This window comes from Paenibacillus sp. NPDC058898, from assembly GCF_049316025.1.
In the GTDB taxonomy this organism is placed as follows: Bacteria; Bacillota; Bacilli; order Paenibacillales; family Paenibacillaceae; genus Paenibacillus_AQ.
Genome location: NZ_JBMOSM010000006.1, coordinates 139,773 through 159,300, shown reverse-complemented (window position 1 = coordinate 159,300; position 19,528 = coordinate 139,773). Strand labels below are relative to the sequence as shown.

Genomic DNA, 19,528 nt, shown 5'->3' with positions numbered 1-19,528 from the left:
CATGAATAAACGCCTGCCAAAAAACAACCCATAACATGTCCCACATATTGAATGGAATATCTGCTTCTATGTTGCACCGTATTTTTCCAAATCATGCAACAACAAAGACCATAAATCGTATACAATGATAGTATATTAGAACCAGATAGAACCGTATGAAAAGGAGTACTAAGGATGGAAGATTATTTACCTTATAAATCGAAATATTCCAAGTTCGACCGTGTCATTTTAACACTCGCCTTCACATTATATCCCGTCGGTCTCTTGATGACATTATTCCGTGTACTTACGACTCATGTTCATCACTCTCGCAAGGGAAGAAATCATCGACTGATTGGATGGCTTTGGGTTTATACTTATATTTTAATCATGGGATTATTTATTTTAGCTTTTGACCTCAACAACCCTGAGGATGTTCAACTTTTCTGGGATTCTGCCTGGCTATATGGAGTAATACTTCTAATTCCGGCTATCGCTTTTTTCATATTGGGCAGCCGGGCAGATCGCAAATTCAGCTTATTATTGCACCAGTATTACCACCTTGTTATAAACAGAAGAATCAAAGAGATTGATCATATCGCCGTAGCGACGAAACAATCTCCCAATCACGTCATTCGAGACTTGAATTTTATGATCACAGAGCACATGCTGCCCTTCGGCCGAATCCAAAATGGCATCCTCGACCTTGAGACCGAAGAGTATCATGAAGCCTATGATGATGATTATGATGAAGAATATGTAGACGAATACGGTGATGAGGAGTACGAAGACGAAGAATATGAATATGTTGATGAGGAATATGCAGATGAATACGATGAAAGCGAGGATCGGGGGCGCGGACCTAAATCCCTGGAATGCCCAAGCTGCGGAGCCAGGATCATCGTATATCCTAACGATGAGAAGGAATGTGACTATTGCGGTAACGTGATTAGCGCGTAGAATCAAGATACCCAGACAGTATTTTCTAAGCTTCCGTTTAAGAAATGGAGACGAAGTACTAAATACGAAAAACAGACTGCCGCGGCAGTCTGTTTTTGGTTACTAATTTCACTTATGAAAATCATTCCACGTGATATACGGCCAAATTGCGGATCAAAGGTTTCACCACACTGGAAAGGATTCTGACACGCAATTGATCGGTTTCGACGGTGTCGAACCGGTCGATTTTTTTATGCCCAATCGCACTTCCACGTACAAGCTCTTTCCATTCGCCTTGGCTGTATGCTTCAAGCGCGTATTCACGCACACGCTCCCCATGGGTTATGTCCTCCATGATGATTACGTGATTTACTGGCTGGCTATGCTCCAGCTTCAGAAGCAGCTCGCTTCCTTCTCCACTCGTTTGGCCAACCGGCTGCCCGAATCTGCGGCGGATTTCATCTCCGAATTCGATGACACGCTTCACATCCACTTCAGGCAGCAGCCCGCGGTTGTCCGGGGATATATTTAAGAGCAGCGTAGCGCCATGGCCGACCGAGCGGTAATAAATATCCAGTACTTCCTCCAGGCTTCTTAAGCTTGCTTCATCGTCAGGATGCCAGAACCAGTGAAGCTTGCGGATCGGAACATCGCATTCAGCCGGTACCCAGCCCGGGGTTCCTTCCATCCAGGTCATCATATCGCTGGTGAACATACTCTCCTTCGCCGTGGTGGCCGTATTCCAGCACGGATAAGGGGCGACGCCGTCTTCATTCCCTACCCAGCGGATGGTCGGGCGTCCCATATTAAAGACCATTGCATCCGGCTGGTATCGATCCACCAGACCGATGATTCTGTTCCAATCGTATTCCCTGCCTTGGGAACCGGCTCCGTCGAACCATACTTCGACCAGCGGTCCATATCCGGTCAAAAGCTCCGTTAATTGCTCCGCATAAAAATCATCATAAGCCTCTTTATCGGGATAGCAAGGTTCATGTCGGTCCCAGGGGGACAGATACAGCCCGAACTGGAGCCCTTCCTCTCTGCAGGCATCGGCAACTTCACGGACAACATCCCCTTTACCGTCCCTCCACGGACTGGACTTCACGGAGTAATCGGTCGTTTTCGTTGGCCACAGACAGAATCCGTCATGATGCTTTGCGGTCAATACCAGATATTTGAAGCCCGCGCGTTTTGCGGTTCTAGCCCACTGCCGGGCATCAAGCTGCTCCGGATTGAAGATTTCCGCTGAATCCGTCCCGTCTCCCCATTCCTGATCGCAAAACGTATTCATACCGAAATGGCAGAACATACCCAGCTCCATATCCTGCCATGCCAGCTGCTGTGGAGATGGCTTTGCAAGTTCATTCATTGAATCATACACCTGCTTTCTATGAAAATGATGATCCCCTGCGCAAGGGAGACCCGTGCGCAGTGAACCGATTTAGCATTATTTTCCGGCATCCAATGCCTTTTGATAGATTTCCAGGTACTGGTTCAGCTGCATGCCATCCAGCCCTTTCACATATGCATCCCATTCTTTGTTAATATCTTTGGAGCCTGTAATAAACTGCGCCATATTGGATTTCACGTAGTCGACAAGCGTTGTCTTGATCTGAGCTACGAGCTCGGCATCTTCAAGCGCTATGAACAATCCCCCTGGATATTGCTCCTTGGATTGATACGGTTCATATTCCTTGGAGACTTGATTCAGACGGGTACCGTATCCATCGGGAGCGAGCGGATCCTGAGGAGCTGTCCAGGACGCGCGATAAGCGTAGGTTCTCAGTGATGGACCGATCTGCTCCCAACCGTCATTATGCGTCGGCTTTTTGTCGGGGATAGGAATAGCTGTATATTTAGCCTGCTTTCCATCCATACCCTTTTCTCCGGATTCAGCTTTCCGCCACCCTTTGCCTTCAGGGCCATATTCCTGCAACAGGATCGCTTCTTCCGTATACAGATAATCCGCTAACCGGATGGCGGCAATCTGCTGCTCGCTCGTCGCTTTATTCGTAATCGCAAATTGTGAGACAGCGATTCCCGCAAAATTCAGCGTCTGCTGCACACCATTCGGGCCTTTTAGCGGAGGCAGGGCAACATAATCTTTATGACGCGGCGCCTTATCATCCATGCTGTAAGCATAACTAATTAATGCAGTTGAAAGCGTACCCATAATATTGTCCGGTTCGCGGTTGGCCATTTGTTGAATCGCATCCGCATTCTGGGTAAAGGCTGCGGGATCAATTAATCCCTCTTTGTACAATTGATTCAGATAAAGGATGCCTTGCTTCCACTCTTCTTTGTTTGCCGTAAAATCAACTTTGCCATCAATGACGCGGAGGAACGTACCCGAACCCTTGTCGACGTAATCATCAAGGATAAACGAGTTCATCAGGAAGGCGGAGACGTTGCCTGCCCACATTTCATCCGAGCCTGTCAGTGGGAGTTCATCTTGTTTGCCGTTGCCGTTCGGATCCTTCTCTTTGAACGCTTTCAGCACAGTATAAAATTCGTCAGTTGTCGTTGGAACAGGCAGTCCCACTTTATCGAGCCATTTTTTATTGATCCACATTTTGAGCGCATTGTCACAATGGTAGCATTCATTGACCTGCGGCAATGCATAGATGTTGCCGTCCGGAGTCGTGATGGAGGCTTTCATGTAAGGGATATCCTCCATCGCTTTCTTGATATTGGGTGCATATTGGTCTATCAAATCATTCAGAGGGATAAACACGCCCTGCGACCCATACTTCATTTGCTCTTCCTTGGTCAAATTCCCTTGGAGAATGACTTCAGGATAATCGCCGCCGGCCAGCATGAGCTGCTTGCGGTCGTTCAAAGCATTTTCCGGTACAAGGTCCCAAGCGATATTGATGTTCGTCTTCTCTTCAAGATGTTTGGTAAATAGGTTGGTATCCATGTTTTCGATCGACGCGTATTGAGGTGCGAACATTTTAATGGTCATAGGCTCCTTCACGATCGGATAGGAACCGACAGGCGTAAACAAATCTTCATCTGCAGCCGTTTTGCCGTTTGCCTGATCGCCGGAATCGGCCGATTTGGTGCCGCTGCAGGCGCTAAGCAGCAGCATGCAAGCCATCAGGCAGCTGATGAAGCCTAGCCAGTTTTTCTTCTTCATGCTCTTTTCCATCGAATATACCCCCCGTTTATCATCAGTATTTCGGGCGCTTGGCCCCTTTCCTGTGCCGCCACGAGCTTTTGCCGTATCTGAATAATGTACAGCCTCACCTCCTTGATGCCATTATCGCTCTTCATGATCAGCCCTTCAGCGAGCCGATCATGACGCCTTTGACAAAATGTTTCTGGACGAAAGGATATATGACGAGCACCGGCACGCTGGCAACAACAATCAAGGAGTATTTCAGCAAATCCTTAAGCCCCTGCTGCGCCTGCATCTGGCTCACATCAGCCATCATGGAAGCATCGACTGTATTCAGGATTAGAATATTGCGGAGAATGATTTGAAGCGGAAACAAGTCAGGCTTTCTTAAAAAGATCAGTGCATCAAAATAAGCATTCCAATGGCCGACCGCATACATCAACGTCATGACCGCAATAATGGGTTTGGACAACGGCAGGACGATGCTGAAAATGAACCGGATGTCACTGCATCCGTCCAGCTCCGCGGCTTCCGCCAATTCATCGGGAATCGTGGTTTGGAAAAACGTCCTTGCGACGATAACCTGGAATACCCCCAGTGCCCCCGGTAAAATCATGGCCCACCGCGTATCCAGCAGATGGAGATTTTTAACGACGAGGTAATAAGGAATCAGTCCTCCTTCGAACATCATCGTGATCACCAGCAGAACCATGAAGAAATTGCGGCCGTAAAGCGACTTCTTCGCCAGCGGATAAGCTAGCATAATCGTTAGTGTTACATTAATGATCGTGCCGACGACGGTGTAAAAGAGGGAGTTCAGATAGCCGACGCCGATTTGCGGATTATTGAACACCGCCTTGTAGCCGTCCAGCGTAAAATCTACAGGAAACAGCCAAACTTTGCCCGTTACGACTGCTTGAGGCGAACTGAAGGACGAGCTTACAATGTAGATCAATGGTACAGCTACAGCAATAAGAACCAATGACAAGAACAGATAGATCAAGAACATGAAGAGGCGATCGCCTTTCGATTCACGTATAGCCGTTTTATTGAACATAAAGTCTCCTCTCTTTCCGGAGTTGGTTTTGTTTTTTTCGAAAAGCGGGATATCCCTACCACAAGCTGCTGTTAGACAGCTTTCTGGCGATGTAATTGACGGACACCAGCAGTATAAGGTTAATGACCGAGTTGAATAGACCGATTGCCGTCGAGAAACTGAAGCTGGATCCCAGCAAACCAACCTTGTACACATAAGTGGATATGACTTCTGACGTGCTTAAGTTAAGCGGATTTTGCATCAGGTATATTTTTTCAAAGCCTAGTTTCATGATGTTGCCTAGATTGAGAATGAGCAGAATGACCGATACGGGAATGAGGCTCGGGATATCGATGTTTAGAATCTTTTGGATGCGGGACGCGCCATCAACTTTGGCTGACTCGTACAGCTCCGGGTTGACGCCGGACAGCGCTGCAATGTAAATAATCGCTCCGTATCCTGTAAACTGCCAGACATCCGACCAGACGTAAATGGACTTAAACAGACCCGGAATGCCCATAAAATTCGTATTACTCATACCAAGCATCTCAAAAAATTTGCTGATCATCCCAACGTTTGGCGTCAGGTTGACGACAATAATCGAAACCATGATGACTGTAGAAATAAAATATGGGGCATAAGATACCATCTGCACCGTCTTCTTGAATAGACCGTTGCGAATTTCGTTCAGCGCGAGTGCCAAAAGAATTGGGGCGGGAAAACCTACGATCAATCCATAGAAACTGATGCCAAGTGTGTTTTTAATGTAGAGCCAGAAGTTCGGCGAATCGAAGAACTGGTGGAAATATTTCAGTCCGACCCAGTCGCTTCCCCAGATTCCCTTGATGACGTTATAATTTTTGAATGCGATTACAATACCGGCCATCGGTACGTATTTAAAAATGATCAAATAAAGAATGGGCAGCAGCAGAACGAGATACAGCTGCCAATGACGCTTAATTTGTTTTCTTCTTGACCTTCCTCTCCCCCCTTCTGGCAGCGCTTTCAATTGTAGGGGGTGTTTCCGGTCCAGGCTTGGTTCAGTTTGAAGCCTAGAGTTCAGTCTCGGCATGCTGGTTAACTCCTTTCGTCCATTCCTACTTTCAGGTCCTTGCGATGTAAACCGAGTGTATACAACAATGTCATCCGGCAACAAGAAACAAAAATAAAATCGACTAACCGTTTTCGCCAAGGTCTCCTCGTAAAAACGCATCAAGGTTTACTGGAGGCGAGCGGACTGCCTTAAAAACGGGTACATTTCCAATCAAAAAAGGCAGCGATGTTTGATCGCCGCCTTAACCGTTTTCTACTACTGAATCATTTTCTCCACGCTGCTGTGCCTTCCGGTTATTCCGGTATTCGCCCGGGGTAACTCCAGCCGTCCTCTTGAAAACGCGGGTAAACGAAATGGCGTGGGCGTATCCGACCCGCTCTGCAATCTCCTGCACGGAATAGTCCGTTTCCGTCAGCAGCCGCTTCGCTTCCTTCATTCGAATATCGATCAGGAAATCAACGAACCTTTGTCCGGTGTTTTCCTTAAACAATTTACTTACATATTTGGCGCTCAGCTGATACTGTTCCCCCAGCATTTCAAGGGAAAGATCCGGATTGGCATAATCGCACTCGATTAGGCTGCATATGTTTCTGATCATATTGGAGTATTGGTTTCCATCCTGAATCTGTTTCATCTGTTCATAATGATCCGTCAGCACTTGTTTGATTTCCTGTCTCAGCTGCTCCAAGGAGTAAGAATTGTCTACCTTTACTGTCAGCTTCGGCAATCCCTCCTGTATCCACTTGTTGTAAATTTCCTTGCCCAGTCCCGACATTTCGCGGCCGATATAATAAATAAGGTAATTCATCAGGCTGAATATTTCATCATTGGTCAGGAAGCTGTTCTTCAGCTGTTCAAACCATTGATCGTAATCGTCACTCCAATGCTCTTTCAGCATTCTGAAGGACTGGATGATCGAGCGGATTTCACCTAAATGTGTATAGACCTCGACGATGCCATGACTCGAAATATCCTCGCTGCGGATCAGCCGGTTTTCACCGAGCACGATTTTATACTTTAAAGCTTGCATCGCGTCTTTATAAGAGTGCGGAATATCGCCAATTTGATCTGTGGATCCGCCTATGCCAATCGTAATCGTAAATTTCAAGTTTTGGTGCGTCCATGCGAGGATTTGTTCTGCAACCGGGACCAGTACGGCCTCCTCGAACTTGTCCTGATCCTGTTCTTCAAACAGCATAATGGACAGATTGGAAGGTGAAGTCCATTCCGACCACAGCCGGCAGTCCTTTTTCGAAGCGATCTCATCCACGACCGTCCGCAGGGTGAATTTAAGCAGATCTTGATCGGCTTTGGAATAGTCCCGGCAGAAATCGCCATACTTATCGATTTCAAGGATGAGGATACGATATCGATCCAGCGGCAGCGGCAAATTCAGCCGAACCGCTTCAGATTTCCATTCGGAAATAGACAGACGAGAGTCCCCTTCGATCAGCTGACGGAACATATACCGGGTTCTGACATGGAGATCCTCACGGTATTTCTCCTGATATTCCTTGAATTGTTCCAGTATGTTGTCAAAGGCGGATTCGATAAAAGCAAATTCATCCGGCTTCCCCTTCCCCCGACCTCCGCTCACCACCGGAAGCGAATAGCTGCTGAATCGGGCGGCGATTGCCTCAATGGGCTTGGAGTTGCGCCTGGAAACATAAATCATCCATAGGAAGCCGATGGCAATCATGCCAAGACCGATGATAAACCAAAGGTTATACAGATAAGAGATAGCGCTTACAAAACTATTGTTCAACAAACCGCTTCCATATTTCCAATTCGTATAGCTTGATACGTACTGGGAATTAACTTGAGATGGCGGGCGATCCATCGAGGTGCCGAACAGATGATTTCCGGAAGCATCCTGGGCCTGAATGAAGCTCATCTTGGAATCCAGCATCTCTTGGGTAAGCTTGTTCAAAGATTCCGCGCTCACATTGACGACGATCATGCCAAAATCGTTTTTCATATAAGGCGATCCTCTGACCAGGCTGACCACCTGTTTGCCGCCTTTCATTGTAAATTGTTCAAAATTTCTCGCGCCTGTCCATTTCGGCGTTTTCGATACTTGATATTGCTCGATAAATTTATGGTCCGGATATGTACTTATGTATCCGTTCGTGGCATCGCTGAGCACATAACCGTCCGAATTTCTCACCAGATAAATCGAATCGATCAAGGGATAATAATTAATGATCTCCTTAAGCTTCTTAACAGCCTGGATATTGATATATGGATCGCTCACGGCAGTAGATTTGAAAAAATCGTTCAAAGCCTTGCTGTTGATGCTTTCAAGAACGATCATATTGTCGATCACCTTCAGAGACGTGTCCACCATTCGCATCGCTTGCAAGGATAGCGATTTATTGGCATTAAGTGCCTCCCGTCGGCTCTGTTCGCTAAACAGCTGAAAGAACACAAAAAATATAAAGGTAATCACAATAACAAAAATGGGCATATAGGAGAGCAATAGACGCTTGTACCAGGATCTCTGCATGATTTAACCCTCCCACGTTTTTTCATAAATTTTTTATTATTATAACTTAAAAAGCACCTCTTAGGTTATAGTTCTCCATAGCCATTTGCTTCATGAGGCTAGACCGCAAATTCCGCACAACCATAGACAACGAATGAAAATATTAAAACCAAGGGATTCAAATCCCTTGGCCCATTGACTAACTTCTGTTTTAGCACGAAAAATCTACCAAGCAATTGGCTTGCGTTCACGAAAGTAGCCTCCATTAGGACCATCTTCGCCAAGTAGCGCCAACCAAACAGCCGTATCTGCTCCTTCCTCAATTGTTTGGGGTGCATCTGCTCCTCCCCTCCCATATCCGTTTGCACCCTGCCCGGACAAAAAGCGTTAACTTTGATCCCCATATCAGCCACATCTTGTGCAACCAAGCATGTCAGAGCATTAAGCATCGTTTTAGAAATGCGATAAGCTGATGTTGACCCTTTTAAACCTAAGAATCCTTGTAGAATCTCAAAGGACCCTAATCCGGAAGAGATATTAACGATACGCCCATACCTATTTTCATTCATCAAATCGAAGAAGCCTGGTCGGTGACACTCATCGACCAGGCTTCTGTGTTCTTTGATTCCGGTATTGGTTGCTGGTTGAAGGGGATGAGACGGAGCTAAACTTTTCCGTTTTAGAAGCTCGCTTTTTATGGCCCACTATACTCTGTTTCAATTCTAATCGGAACAGAATCTAAGTTTTCATTTTTTGCGATTTTTTCAAGTTCTTTTCGATCCGTTATTACTTGATTATCTAACGTAGCTCTTTCCTCGGCCGGTGAGTTTCTTTCAAATTCAATCGTTTTGATTTTATTTTCTGAAATTTGCTTTGCGGTACTACTCTGTTCTAGCATTAAAAAACAACAAGTTGCTATTGCAATTGAACTCATTAATAAGAGTAATCGTGCTCTAAGGTTTTTCATAACATTACTCCTTTTACTCCTTACTTGATGGTCTTATTATATGTCATATAATAACAATGATACTTACTCATGTACAAAAGGAGTGGTGAGAATACCCTGTACTTATTCAAGTTACAGTGGCTCTCGCCGATTGCTGAGAATGGCATCTACACACTATACACCCTGTTTTTAACCTGTTTAATACGAATAGAAACCCTGCACCTTTAGAAAGGCCAGGGTTTCTCGACAATCTGAGGGGAGATAAACACCTTCTTTTTTTCAATAAAATGTCTTTTTAATAAAAGTCCCAGTGGGTCTTACTGCTTCACCGGAACCGACGTAAGTCCCAGTTGTACCACCACCGGAAGAGGTCTCATCGTATACATCGAAGGTTTTTTTATGGTATGTGGTATAGCATTGAGCGTGTAACCTTTCACCAGCTTTTACTGGCGTATTACTTGTGAAAGTAACTAGTTCCTCTTTACCAATAGTAAAGTTAGTTGCAGCGTTGATTGCACTGTAACTTACACCAAGTGAATTAAAAACGGTAGTTATTTTTTTTGTGCTCTCAGAGATTACAAATGTATCTGGACCATCAATAACGAATTCTTTATACATATCTGAACTTGGATCATACCATCCGTGTCCTTGATCTCTTACATTTATAACACGCAAGGCAAGAGGTGATATTGGATTATTTTCGTTTTCAATATCGGGCATTGCAACGTATTCATATTCAATACGGATCGGCAGCTTTCCCTCTTGATATAAGCTTCTATCTTCCAAAGATAGTTTTTCTATTTGTTCCTTATCAGAAATCACTACTGTATTGTTACCTAACTCAAGTGCAGCTGCAAGTTCTTTTGGTAACGAGTTTAAATCAGATTCTGGTAAATCTGATGTTTGAGCGAATGCACTTAACGGTGTAACCAACATAAAAACAACAATGAGAGATAATAGAATAGAAATTCGTTTAAACTTCACCAAATCAAATCCCTTCAAAATTAGTTTTAAGAGCTTGCTAGTATTGTAGCTGCTCTCAAGCTACTTCTTCAGAAACCTGATCTACCTGTAACACACCACCTTTTTCTTGTTCTATAAGTCGATGATTAGTGATTAGTTATTTCCTAGTCACACTATAATAAGTTGATCTATTAATTAGGACTCCTAAATCCTGGAAATGGTTACGATTTTTTTGATATTTTTGTCGATCTTTTTTGCAGAGAGACGGGGTTTTGATTAAATGACCAACATACTACGATGTGCAGCGGCTACGCTACTAATACAAAACTGAGCTTTTTATAAAACACTCGGTGCAGCATTTGGGTACTTCTCAAGATGCCTCCAATTCCACCTTCCTGGTGTCCCGTCCGCATCCGTGCAGTATGCAGCTCCAGGGCCGCCCTCCGGTTGCATCGACTGCGGCCAAGCGCGGCCATCTTCCTGGTCCCTTTCCGATCCGCACAGATCTAACACAGGCCGGACACAGATGAATTAAAGGCATAACAGCCGACAAAAAAGAACCCTTAACTTATAAGAGTCCTCCAAAATAAAATCATTAAATTTCTTCTATTCCTGAAACTGAATCAAAATGCCTAATCATATCGTCATCGTTACTCTCTCTTAGGGACTGAAGCTTGAAACATTCGTAAGGCACCAAAATAATTAGTCTCAAATGTCTCTCTCATTACGGACTCTTCAACATCCAACACAGAAACTCCCCGATCCAAAATAATTCCTGCATTATTCACGAGAACATCAAGACGACCAAAATCATCTTTTACTCTTTCGATCATCTGCCTGATACTCTGTACATCATTTACATCGACTACTTGTAATTCAACAGATAGTCCTTCTCTTTGTATCTCTTTAACCGTTTGCCGCCCTTTATCTTCATCCCGTCCCAAAAGATAAAGAACTCGCTGAAATTGTAGAAGATATATTCCATTTTTCTAATGCAGTTTTCACGCTTAGCACAGTACCAGCTTCATTTTTCGGCTCATTATAGATATCTGTAACGATTGCTGGCTGAATTGCACCTGATTCACCGAGGTAATTATTTCTTCGTAGTATCTCAAGGAACGAAGACTCACTCCGATTTTTCGAGACAATTCACTAATATTGATAAGATTACCTCCCCGGCTAACTAATATCTCACATACTAAACCATCACATCATGTGAAGGTCAAGGCCCCTAATCATAATTTATAAACAAAAAAAGAAGCGGGACTTCTCCCGCTCCGTTGCTGTAAATCCTAGTATGCTGAATTGAATATTTTATAACAGTGGGTTTTCGTGTTTTGCTTTTAGAATCGACCAGCGGCGCTCCACTTCTTTTTCAAATTGGCCAAGCATTTCTTTATTTTCTTCCTTGAGCAGATGTCTTGATTTGCCCATGTATTTCAGCCAGTCGCTGAGTGGTACCCGTTTCTTCTTCGCTTCAGGATCGTACGTAATGTTCGTTTCTCCCTGCTCTACTTCATACAGTGGGAAGAAGTTTGAATTCACGGCCGCGCGGACGATATTCTCCCCATCCTTATCGCTCGATTTCCAGTTCAGCGGGCATGTGATCAACAGTTTGCCGTAGACAGTACCTACATTCTGAGCGTACCACTGCGCTTTCGCCGCCTTTTTCACAAGATCCTGCGGGAATGCTTCCGTCCCCGTGAATACATAGGGAATATGTGCCGCCGCCATCATTTGTACCGTATCTTTGTGATGGAACGCTTTGCCCTGCTGCTGTTTGCCGACACCCGACGTACTGGTCATGTGTCCTAATGGTGTAGAATACGAAAGCTGTGCACCAGTGTTCATATAGCCTTCATTATCATATTCCAGAATGATCAGATTATGGCCCCGCAGCGCCGTCCCGATGGCCGAACCCATCCCGATGTCCATGCCGCCGTCTCCGGTCACCATCACAAAAGTGAAATCCTCAGGAACTTCGATTTCCCCGCGGCGTTTCTTCTCAAGGAACGCTTCTACCGTGCCGGATAAAGTAGCCGGTCCGTTCTGGAACAAATTATGAATGAAGCTCTGCTTATGCGAGTTATATGGATAACCCGTTGTTGTGATATAAGCGCAGCCGGTATGGAATAAAGTAACGACATTGCCTTCAATCCCTTTGAAAAAGAGCTCCAGCGCCGGGAAAATACCGCAGCCCGGGCAGGCTCCGTGACCGGAAGCAAACCGTTTCGGTTTCGCGGCAAGCGCCCGCATCGGCGGTACTTTAACGGATAGTTTGCTTGTCTCTTCATCTACCTTTACGGTGATCAGGCCAGATTTAAAGGTGTCTCCATTCATCGGGGCAATGACCGGCTGCAGCCTCTGCTCCTCAGCTCCCGGTGTTTGGCCGTAATAATCAAACGGCACTTTGGCATAACCGAGCTCCATGGCCTCGATCGTCAAGGCAAAAAAAGCTTCCGCGTCATCCGCGTAATAGTCTTTCCCGCCAAGTCCAAATATGCGGGACAGCACAATAGGCTGCGGACCACGGATTTCCTGCAGGGCCGCTTTGACCTCATGGGTCAGATTGGCCCCGTGCGCACCGTAAGAATCGGCACGTTCGCCAACCAGCAGTGCTTTGACACCTGTCAACGCCTCGCGGATTTCTCTTGCCGGGAACGGCCGGAGAATATTCGGACTGATTACGCCCGCTTTAATTCCTTTCGCCCGCAGCCGATCCACGACGTCTTTGGAGGATTCGGCCGCCGAATTGAGCAGGAATAAAGCCACCTCCGCGTCTTCCATGCGATACAGATCAAGCGGCGAATAGGATCTTCCGGATAAAGCTGCGTATTCCTCTGCCACTTCCTTGAACACCTCGCCCGCACGGTACATGGCGTTTGACTGTTGGAAGTGGTTGTTCATCAAATCGTCGCCGTTCATATAAGCCCCAACAACGATCGGGTTGTTCTCGTCCAGCACATGTGGATATTCCGGCGCCTTTTCCCCTACAAACTCCTGAACGGTTTCCCGGTTCGTAAATATTTGTACCCGGCGTTTCTGGTGTGATGTAAAAAATCCGTCATAAGCTACAATGACCGGCAGGCGTACGTCTTCATGTTCAGCGATTCGCAGCGCCATGATATTCATGTCATAAACTGCCTGCGGTGAACGGGCGGTCAAAATCACCCAGCCGGTATTCAGACCGTAGTAAAGATCCGAATGGTCACCACGAATATCCAGCGGTCCGCTGACTGCACGCGTCACCAGATTCATGACCATCGGGAAACGTGTGCCCGCCTGCACAGGAAGCTGTTCGATCATATACAGGAAACCATTCGCGCTGGTAGCATTGAATACCCGTGCTCCGGCTGCGGCCGCACCGTAGCAAATCCCCGCCGATCCATGTTCGCCGTCAGCTGGAATCAGCTTGATGTCGTGTTCGCCGCGTGTACGCATCATGTCAAGATATTGGGCGATTTCCGTAGAAGGTGTAATCGGAAAATAACCCATAATGTGATAGTTAATCTGGGCAGCCGCCATGGCAGCCATTTCGTTGCCCGATTCGAAGACTGCCGTTTGAGCGGCCAGCTTGTTCTCCGCTGTTTCTTGAATTTGCATATTCATGATCTGACTCCCTCCGCAGTTAAATAGGGAAATGATTGCGGCACACGGTGCTGCTCCGCATAATGCGGCTCTTCTAACATGGCAGCCAAAGCGGTGGTCGGACAAGCTTCGATACACTTCAGGCAGCCTTTGCAATACTGATAATCGATACCTTTCATAAACATCTGCATATTCCCGCGCTTATCCGGTTTCTTCTCCCACACGATGCAGAAATCCGGACATACCGTATCGCAGGCGGCACAGTGAATGCAGTCCTCTATCTTGTACTCTGGCAAATATCCCTGCCGGGAGCCGCTAAGATCCTTCAAGACACTGTTCGCCGTAACGTTCAGAATCCCGCCCAGCTCCTGCGTTTCATATCCAAGAATCGGCTGCGGTCTTGCGAAAGCGATTGGGTCTATAAGCTCTGAGCCATTTCCCAAGGAAAGGAACTGGACTTCGTTATATCCTCTGTCAAAGGTCCGCAAATTCGCTTCCACAAGGTGGGGCAGCTTTCTCTCAAATGTTGTGCGGATAACCTGCCGCATATCGTCCGGGTTTAGGAAGCTGCAAATCCGGAACAAAGCCCCCAGCATTGCCGTATTCACTTTGGTTTTTTCCTCAACGGAAATTTTCAGCGCATCAACTACGGCCAGCGTTCCCTGCGTCATGTTCAGATCAACGGCCACTTTGGAAAGGTCTCGCGCCGTATTCACAAGCACCGTTCCATCAGGCTGTAATCCGCTTATGACATCTATCGTCTTATACAATGCTTCATGAAATACGCCGACGACATGCGGCTGCTCAATGGGACTGTGATCGCGGATTTCCACCTCGGAATCGCAGAACCTTACGAAACTCTTCACTGGCGACCCTTTTTTCTCCGAACCATAGCTGGAAAAATTCGAACCGTTAAGTCCGGAGCCGGTAACCCCGGCTTCGGCCAGCATTTTTCCGGCCAGATTGGCGCCAAGCCCGCCGATGGATTCGAGACGGATCTCGAAAAATCCCAGTTCATTCTTTTGAGGTAAAATCGACATGTTCTCTCCTCATTTCTTCTTAGGTCATTAATTCCAGTTTAAAAGAAGAAACGGACCGGGTTTGTGATTAAACTCACTACTTAAGAAATTGTGATTCCAATCACTATGTCGGTTGTGGGAGCGAAGTATACTGTCTTCAACAGTCCAATTGCGAGGCAATCTTATACTGACTTTAACGAGAATTCACGAAACCGGGAGGAGAAAATAATGAATAACAACGCCCAAGAGACCTTAAAGCATCAGCCGTCCATGTTCTGCTTTCAATGTCAGGAAGCATCCAAAGGAACAGGCTGCACCATTGTCGGAGTATGCGGCAAACCGCATGATGTGGCAAACCTGCAAGATTTACTGATTTATTTGCTGAAAGGTATCTCTTTTCTCAGTCTGGATGTCCAGCTGCCGGAGGTGCTTGAACAGCGCGTATCGCTGTTTATGATGGACTCCTTGTTTGCAACAATTACGAACGCCAACTTTGACCGCGAGGTTTTTGTGGGAAGAGTCCGGGAAGCGATAGAGCTCCGCGGCGAGGTGCGCACCTATTATAACGAACAATATCCGGAAGGAACCGGCAATCTCCCTGATGCTGCCGTCTGGCAAGCGGATAACGAAGCTTCTTTTGATGAAAAAGCACGTACGGTTGGCGTCCTCTCGACCCGCAATGAAGACATCCGCTCGCTGCGCGAATTGATTACTTACGGCTTGAAGGGGATGGCTGCTTATACGTACCACGCGCTTCATCTGGAGAAGGATGATAACGAATTAAACCGTTTTATGCGCCGTGCGCTAGCCGCCACGCTTGACGACAGCCTTGAAGTGCAGGATCTGGTAGCTTTGACGATGGAAACCGGTAAATACGGCGTAAACGCAATGGCGATGCTTGATGAAGCGAACACTTCCGTTTACGGAAATCCGGAAATTACGAAGGTAAATATCGGGGTAAGCAACCGGCCCGGCATTCTCATAAGCGGTCATGATCTTAAGGATTTGGAGGAGCTGCTGAAGCAGACGGAAGGTACCGGCGTGGACGTGTACACGCACAGTGAAATGCTGCCTGCTCACTATTATCCGGCATTCAAGAAATATGAGCATTTTGTAGGCAATTACGGGAATGCCTGGTGGAAGCAGAATAGCGAATTCGCAGCCTTTAACGGACCGATATTAATGACGACCAACTGTATCGTTCCGCCGAAAGACAGTTACAAGGACCGTATATATACAACAGGCAACACTGGGTTTCCGGGTGTCCGCCATATTCCAGAAGGAAAAGACGGTGCTCCCAAAGACTTCTCCCTACTAATCGAGCAAGCGAAAGGATGCCCAGCTCCAACGGAACTTGAAACGGGTGAGATCATCGGCGGTTTCGCTCATGCCGCTGTAATGAACGTGGCCGATCAAGTCGTCGATGCCGTGAAATCCGGGGCAATCCGCCGCTTCTTCGTCATGGCCGGCTGCGATGGACGGATGAAATCCCGCAACTATTACACCGATTTTGCGGCTGAACTTCCAAAAGACACGGTCATTCTAACTGCAGGCTGTGCCAAATACAAATACAATAAACTGGATCTAGGCGAAATCGGCGGTATTCCACGGGTCCTGGACGCTGGTCAATGCAATGATTCTTACTCGCTAGTCGTGATTGCATTGAAACTGAAGGAAGTATTCGGCCTTGAGGATATTAATGATTTGCCGATTTCCTATAACATTGCCTGGTATGAGCAAAAAGCGGTTATCGTGCTGCTTGCCCTGCTTTATCTTGGCGTGAAAAATATTCATCTCGGCCCTACGCTCCCTGCATTCCTGTCGCCTAACATCGCCAAAGTCCTCGTGGAAAACTTCAGTATCGGCGGCATTACCAATGTGGAAGATGACATGAACATGTTCCTTGGTGCCTAAAAAAAGAATGCCCTCACCGAGAGCCCTGCAAAAGACTTGCTTTTGAGTAGAAGTGAGCTTCAAATTGGAAATGTACTCGTGAAGACAAAAAAGCAGCTCGTTCATCATCCGAGGGCGCGCTGCTTTTGCTCTACTAGCTTCACCATTCGTTTCACATTTACAACAAACGCGGTAAGGTACGCCTGTATTCGCATGCGAAATAGACCTCGGTATTTGGCTATTGCCATCCCGTGGAACCTCTTTATTTCTGCGTTCTTGTGTTCAATGATGGGTCTCCGCTTAATCCGCTCTTTAAACGTATCACTAAGCTCAAACTCGATCTGTTCCTTGTAATGCTCCGCAATGATACGAATCGAGTATGTTTTGCTCTTAGACCCTGGTTTGTAACACCCTTCGCTTAGCGGACAGGTCTTGCACTTCTCCATATCAAAATGGAATAACAGGCTGAATGGTTTCTTTTTTCATTTCTGCAAGATTATCTTTGCCAGAGTAGGCCGTATCTGCAATAATTTCCGCTACCGTCATGCCATTTGCTTGCGTTTTCGACAACAGGGAGGGCAGTTGTTTTCCATCATCGCTGCTGCCGGGCGTGACTTCAACCGCTGTAATAATTTCTTCTTCTGTCATAGCTAAATGCTCTTTGTATCCAAAGAAGGATTTGGCTTTGCTTTTCCATGCGAATCGGGCATCTGGATCAATGGCTGAAAGAATACCCTTTTGGGACAGCAACCGCTCATCTTCTACGATTTGTCTAGCAATTTGAAGCTTGTCACTAATGGCCCCTTCATGATCGGGCAGCAGTTCCTCCACGGATTCACCTAACTTAGCCAAGTAATGAAGCATAACCTTCTCTGCATCCTCTTGTTCGCTTTTTACACGAGGTATGGATGGTAGCCTCTTCACCAGCTTCGGATGTCGTTTGACAACCGTTCGCATAAGACGTTTAGCTGCATCCCGTAACACGTCCAAAGGTCGCTGCTTTTGACTACTTGCTTGGGTATGAGTAGCATCCAAAATAATGGTTTTACTCTTAATGAGTCCTTTCTCCACACATTGACTCACCACGTGTTTCAACACGTCTTCCACTTGACTTGCACCAAGGCGATGATTCCGAAAGCACGACAATTGCGAGGCATCTGGCAAGGGATCTTCTGGGTTAACGCCAAGAAACCATTTGCTAAATTCACCTGCGCTTCCTGAACAACTCGCTCATCCGAAAGATTGTAAAGGATCTGCAAAAAGAGCAGACGAAAAAGCAACTCAGGCTCATTAGCCGGTCTGCCATAATATTTGCAATAGCTGTTTTCGACCAACTCATGAATGAAGCTGAAGTCTACAATGCGATGAATCTTTCGCAACAAGTGATCTTCAGGAACAAGATTATATAATTCCGCATGGAATGATGCAGTTAATTGTCCACCGGCATGTAACAACAGGCTCATCTCACTTTTACTTTTCTTCCATTATACAACAAACCCAGTACCGACAAGGTACTGGGCTCCATTTTACAGATACTGTATTCATTTTGCAGGGCTCTCCTCACAGGGGCATTCTTTTTCTTAAAATTCAGTAATTTTCATAGCGTACTGCGCCGTAGTTCATAAAAAAACTGCAAAATGGGATGCTTTAACTTCATTTTCTCGCTCATATTTAAGATTCACTTTTTGCCAACGCGTCTGTCCACCAAAGCTAGAATATTCAATAGAATATCATGACTGTTAATCGTGGAAGTGGCCAATCCTTTACGATCAAGATTCTGAAGATAAACATCAAACATTTCCGACATGTGTTAATCCCTCATTTATAGAAGATGACAAGTTTTTCTGTCCTTACGGAACGGATGAATGCGGGTTCCCTTTTTCCATTATATCACAACTCGTCATCTTCTTTGTAGAGAAGACGACGAATGATATAGTTTCTCCTCCCTAACTGGAATCACCTCCTCATGCGCTTTACTTTAGTGTCTGAGGACAAGAACATAGTCCCTTCTAGGACTAGAACTTGATCCCTTAACCGAATTCACTCCTTATTCATTCTATTTTGGGTAGTAAATCGTAAACGGATACTTCGAGCGCATTGGCAATTCGATATAGATAGTGAATACGTACGGGTTGGCGACCTACTTCAATGTTTGCAATTGTTGGTCTGGCAAGTTCAACTATTAGTGATAGTGTCTCTTGAGTTAAGCCTTTTTTTTCTCTCTTTAAACGACTCAATTCGCCTATTTCTTTATAGCAGCGGGTTTTATTCACACTTTATAACTCCTCTCCTAATCGAATAAATCTATTATTCCCGGAAATTATGAGATATAGATCTATTGGCTATGAGACTAAGTTCTTGTCTACTATCGGCTAAGGGATCAATTTCTTGTCTCTAGCAAAGGACAAGAAATTGATCCCTATAAACAGAAAACCGCGCAGTCCGCGGTTTCTTAAAAGACTATGTTCTTGTCCTGTGACATTTAGTTACCCAAGGTTGGCA

At 45.9% G+C, this 19,528-nt stretch carries 15 protein-coding genes and 1 pseudogene; 2 read left to right on the top strand and 14 right to left on the bottom strand.

Going from position 1 to position 19,528, the window contains the following annotated elements; all coding sequences use genetic code 11:
• Positions 1-174 precede the first annotated feature (174 nt).
• Positions 175-939, top strand: coding sequence for a hypothetical protein (locus ACOZB4_RS17995; RefSeq protein ID WP_379406809.1), 765 nt, complete (start codon positions 175-177; stop codon positions 937-939).
• Between the two features lie 121 nt (positions 940-1,060).
• Here the strand turns inward: ACOZB4_RS17995 and ACOZB4_RS17990 are convergent, their stop codons facing one another.
• The 11 genes from ACOZB4_RS17990 to ACOZB4_RS17940 all read right to left on the bottom strand — a co-directional run bounded on the left by ACOZB4_RS17990 (position 1,061) and on the right by ACOZB4_RS17940 (position 15,154).
• Positions 1,061-2,290, bottom strand: a complete 1,230-nt coding sequence (locus ACOZB4_RS17990; RefSeq protein WP_379406808.1) for an alpha-L-fucosidase — start codon at positions 2,288-2,290, stop codon at positions 1,061-1,063.
• Positions 2,291-2,368: 78 nt separating this feature from the next.
• Positions 2,369-4,072, bottom strand: coding sequence for an ABC transporter substrate-binding protein (locus ACOZB4_RS17985; RefSeq protein WP_379406807.1), 1,704 nt, complete (start codon positions 4,070-4,072; stop codon positions 2,369-2,371).
• A gap of 127 nt (positions 4,073-4,199) precedes the next feature.
• On the bottom strand, positions 4,200-5,099 hold the full coding sequence (locus ACOZB4_RS17980; protein WP_379406806.1) for a carbohydrate ABC transporter permease: 900 nt from the start codon (positions 5,097-5,099) through the stop codon (positions 4,200-4,202).
• Between the two features lie 55 nt (positions 5,100-5,154).
• Positions 5,155-6,150 (bottom strand): ABC transporter permease, encoded by a 996-nt coding sequence (locus tag ACOZB4_RS17975; RefSeq protein ID WP_379406805.1) that lies wholly within the window; start codon positions 6,148-6,150, stop codon positions 5,155-5,157.
• A gap of 223 nt (positions 6,151-6,373) precedes the next feature.
• Positions 6,374-8,638, bottom strand: a complete 2,265-nt coding sequence (locus ACOZB4_RS17970) for a helix-turn-helix domain-containing protein (RefSeq protein WP_379406804.1) — start codon at positions 8,636-8,638, stop codon at positions 6,374-6,376.
• A gap of 98 nt (positions 8,639-8,736) precedes the next feature.
• Positions 8,737-9,186 carry an SDR family NAD(P)-dependent oxidoreductase gene (locus tag ACOZB4_RS17965; protein WP_379406803.1) on the bottom strand — a complete coding sequence of 150 codons (450 nt, stop codon included), beginning with the start codon at positions 9,184-9,186 and terminating at the stop codon, positions 8,737-8,739.
• A 125-nt stretch (positions 9,187-9,311) separates the two neighbouring features.
• Positions 9,312-9,584 (bottom strand): hypothetical protein, encoded by a 273-nt coding sequence (locus ACOZB4_RS17960; RefSeq protein ID WP_379406802.1) that lies wholly within the window; start codon positions 9,582-9,584, stop codon positions 9,312-9,314.
• 258 nt (positions 9,585-9,842) lie between these two features.
• Positions 9,843-10,547 (bottom strand): hypothetical protein, encoded by a 705-nt coding sequence (locus tag ACOZB4_RS17955; RefSeq protein WP_422759585.1) that lies wholly within the window; start codon positions 10,545-10,547, stop codon positions 9,843-9,845.
• A gap of 629 nt (positions 10,548-11,176) precedes the next feature.
• On the bottom strand, positions 11,177-11,506 hold the full coding sequence (locus tag ACOZB4_RS17950) for an SDR family NAD(P)-dependent oxidoreductase (protein ID WP_379406857.1): 330 nt from the start codon (positions 11,504-11,506) through the stop codon (positions 11,177-11,179).
• Positions 11,507-11,840: 334 nt separating this feature from the next.
• Positions 11,841-14,135, bottom strand: a complete 2,295-nt coding sequence (locus tag ACOZB4_RS17945) for a thiamine pyrophosphate-dependent enzyme (RefSeq protein WP_379406800.1) — start codon at positions 14,133-14,135, stop codon at positions 11,841-11,843.
• Positions 14,132-15,154 (bottom strand): 2-oxoacid:acceptor oxidoreductase family protein, encoded by a 1,023-nt coding sequence (locus ACOZB4_RS17940; protein ID WP_379406799.1) that lies wholly within the window; start codon positions 15,152-15,154, stop codon positions 14,132-14,134. The genes ACOZB4_RS17945 and ACOZB4_RS17940 overlap by 4 nt, the downstream gene beginning before the upstream one ends.
• Positions 15,155-15,361: 207 nt before the next feature.
• Here ACOZB4_RS17940 and hcp point away from each other — a divergent pair, with 207 nt between their 5' ends.
• Positions 15,362-17,047: a hydroxylamine reductase gene (hcp, locus tag ACOZB4_RS17935; RefSeq protein WP_379406798.1), complete on the top strand. Its 1,686-nt coding sequence runs from the start codon at positions 15,362-15,364 to the stop codon at positions 17,045-17,047.
• A gap of 104 nt (positions 17,048-17,151) precedes the next feature.
• On the opposite strand, the pseudogene ACOZB4_RS17930 reads toward hcp, so the two are convergent.
• The 3 genes and pseudogenes from ACOZB4_RS17930 to ACOZB4_RS17920 form a co-directional block, all read right to left on the bottom strand.
• A pseudogene (locus ACOZB4_RS17930) lies at positions 17,152-18,480 on the bottom strand (transposase).
• 224 nt (positions 18,481-18,704) lie between these two features.
• On the bottom strand, positions 18,705-18,833 hold the full coding sequence (locus ACOZB4_RS17925; protein WP_422759602.1) for a hypothetical protein: 129 nt from the start codon (positions 18,831-18,833) through the stop codon (positions 18,705-18,707).
• Positions 18,834-19,077: 244 nt separating this feature from the next.
• On the bottom strand, positions 19,078-19,299 hold the full coding sequence (locus tag ACOZB4_RS17920) for a helix-turn-helix domain-containing protein (RefSeq protein ID WP_379406797.1): 222 nt from the start codon (positions 19,297-19,299) through the stop codon (positions 19,078-19,080).
• Positions 19,300-19,528 lie beyond the last annotated feature (229 nt).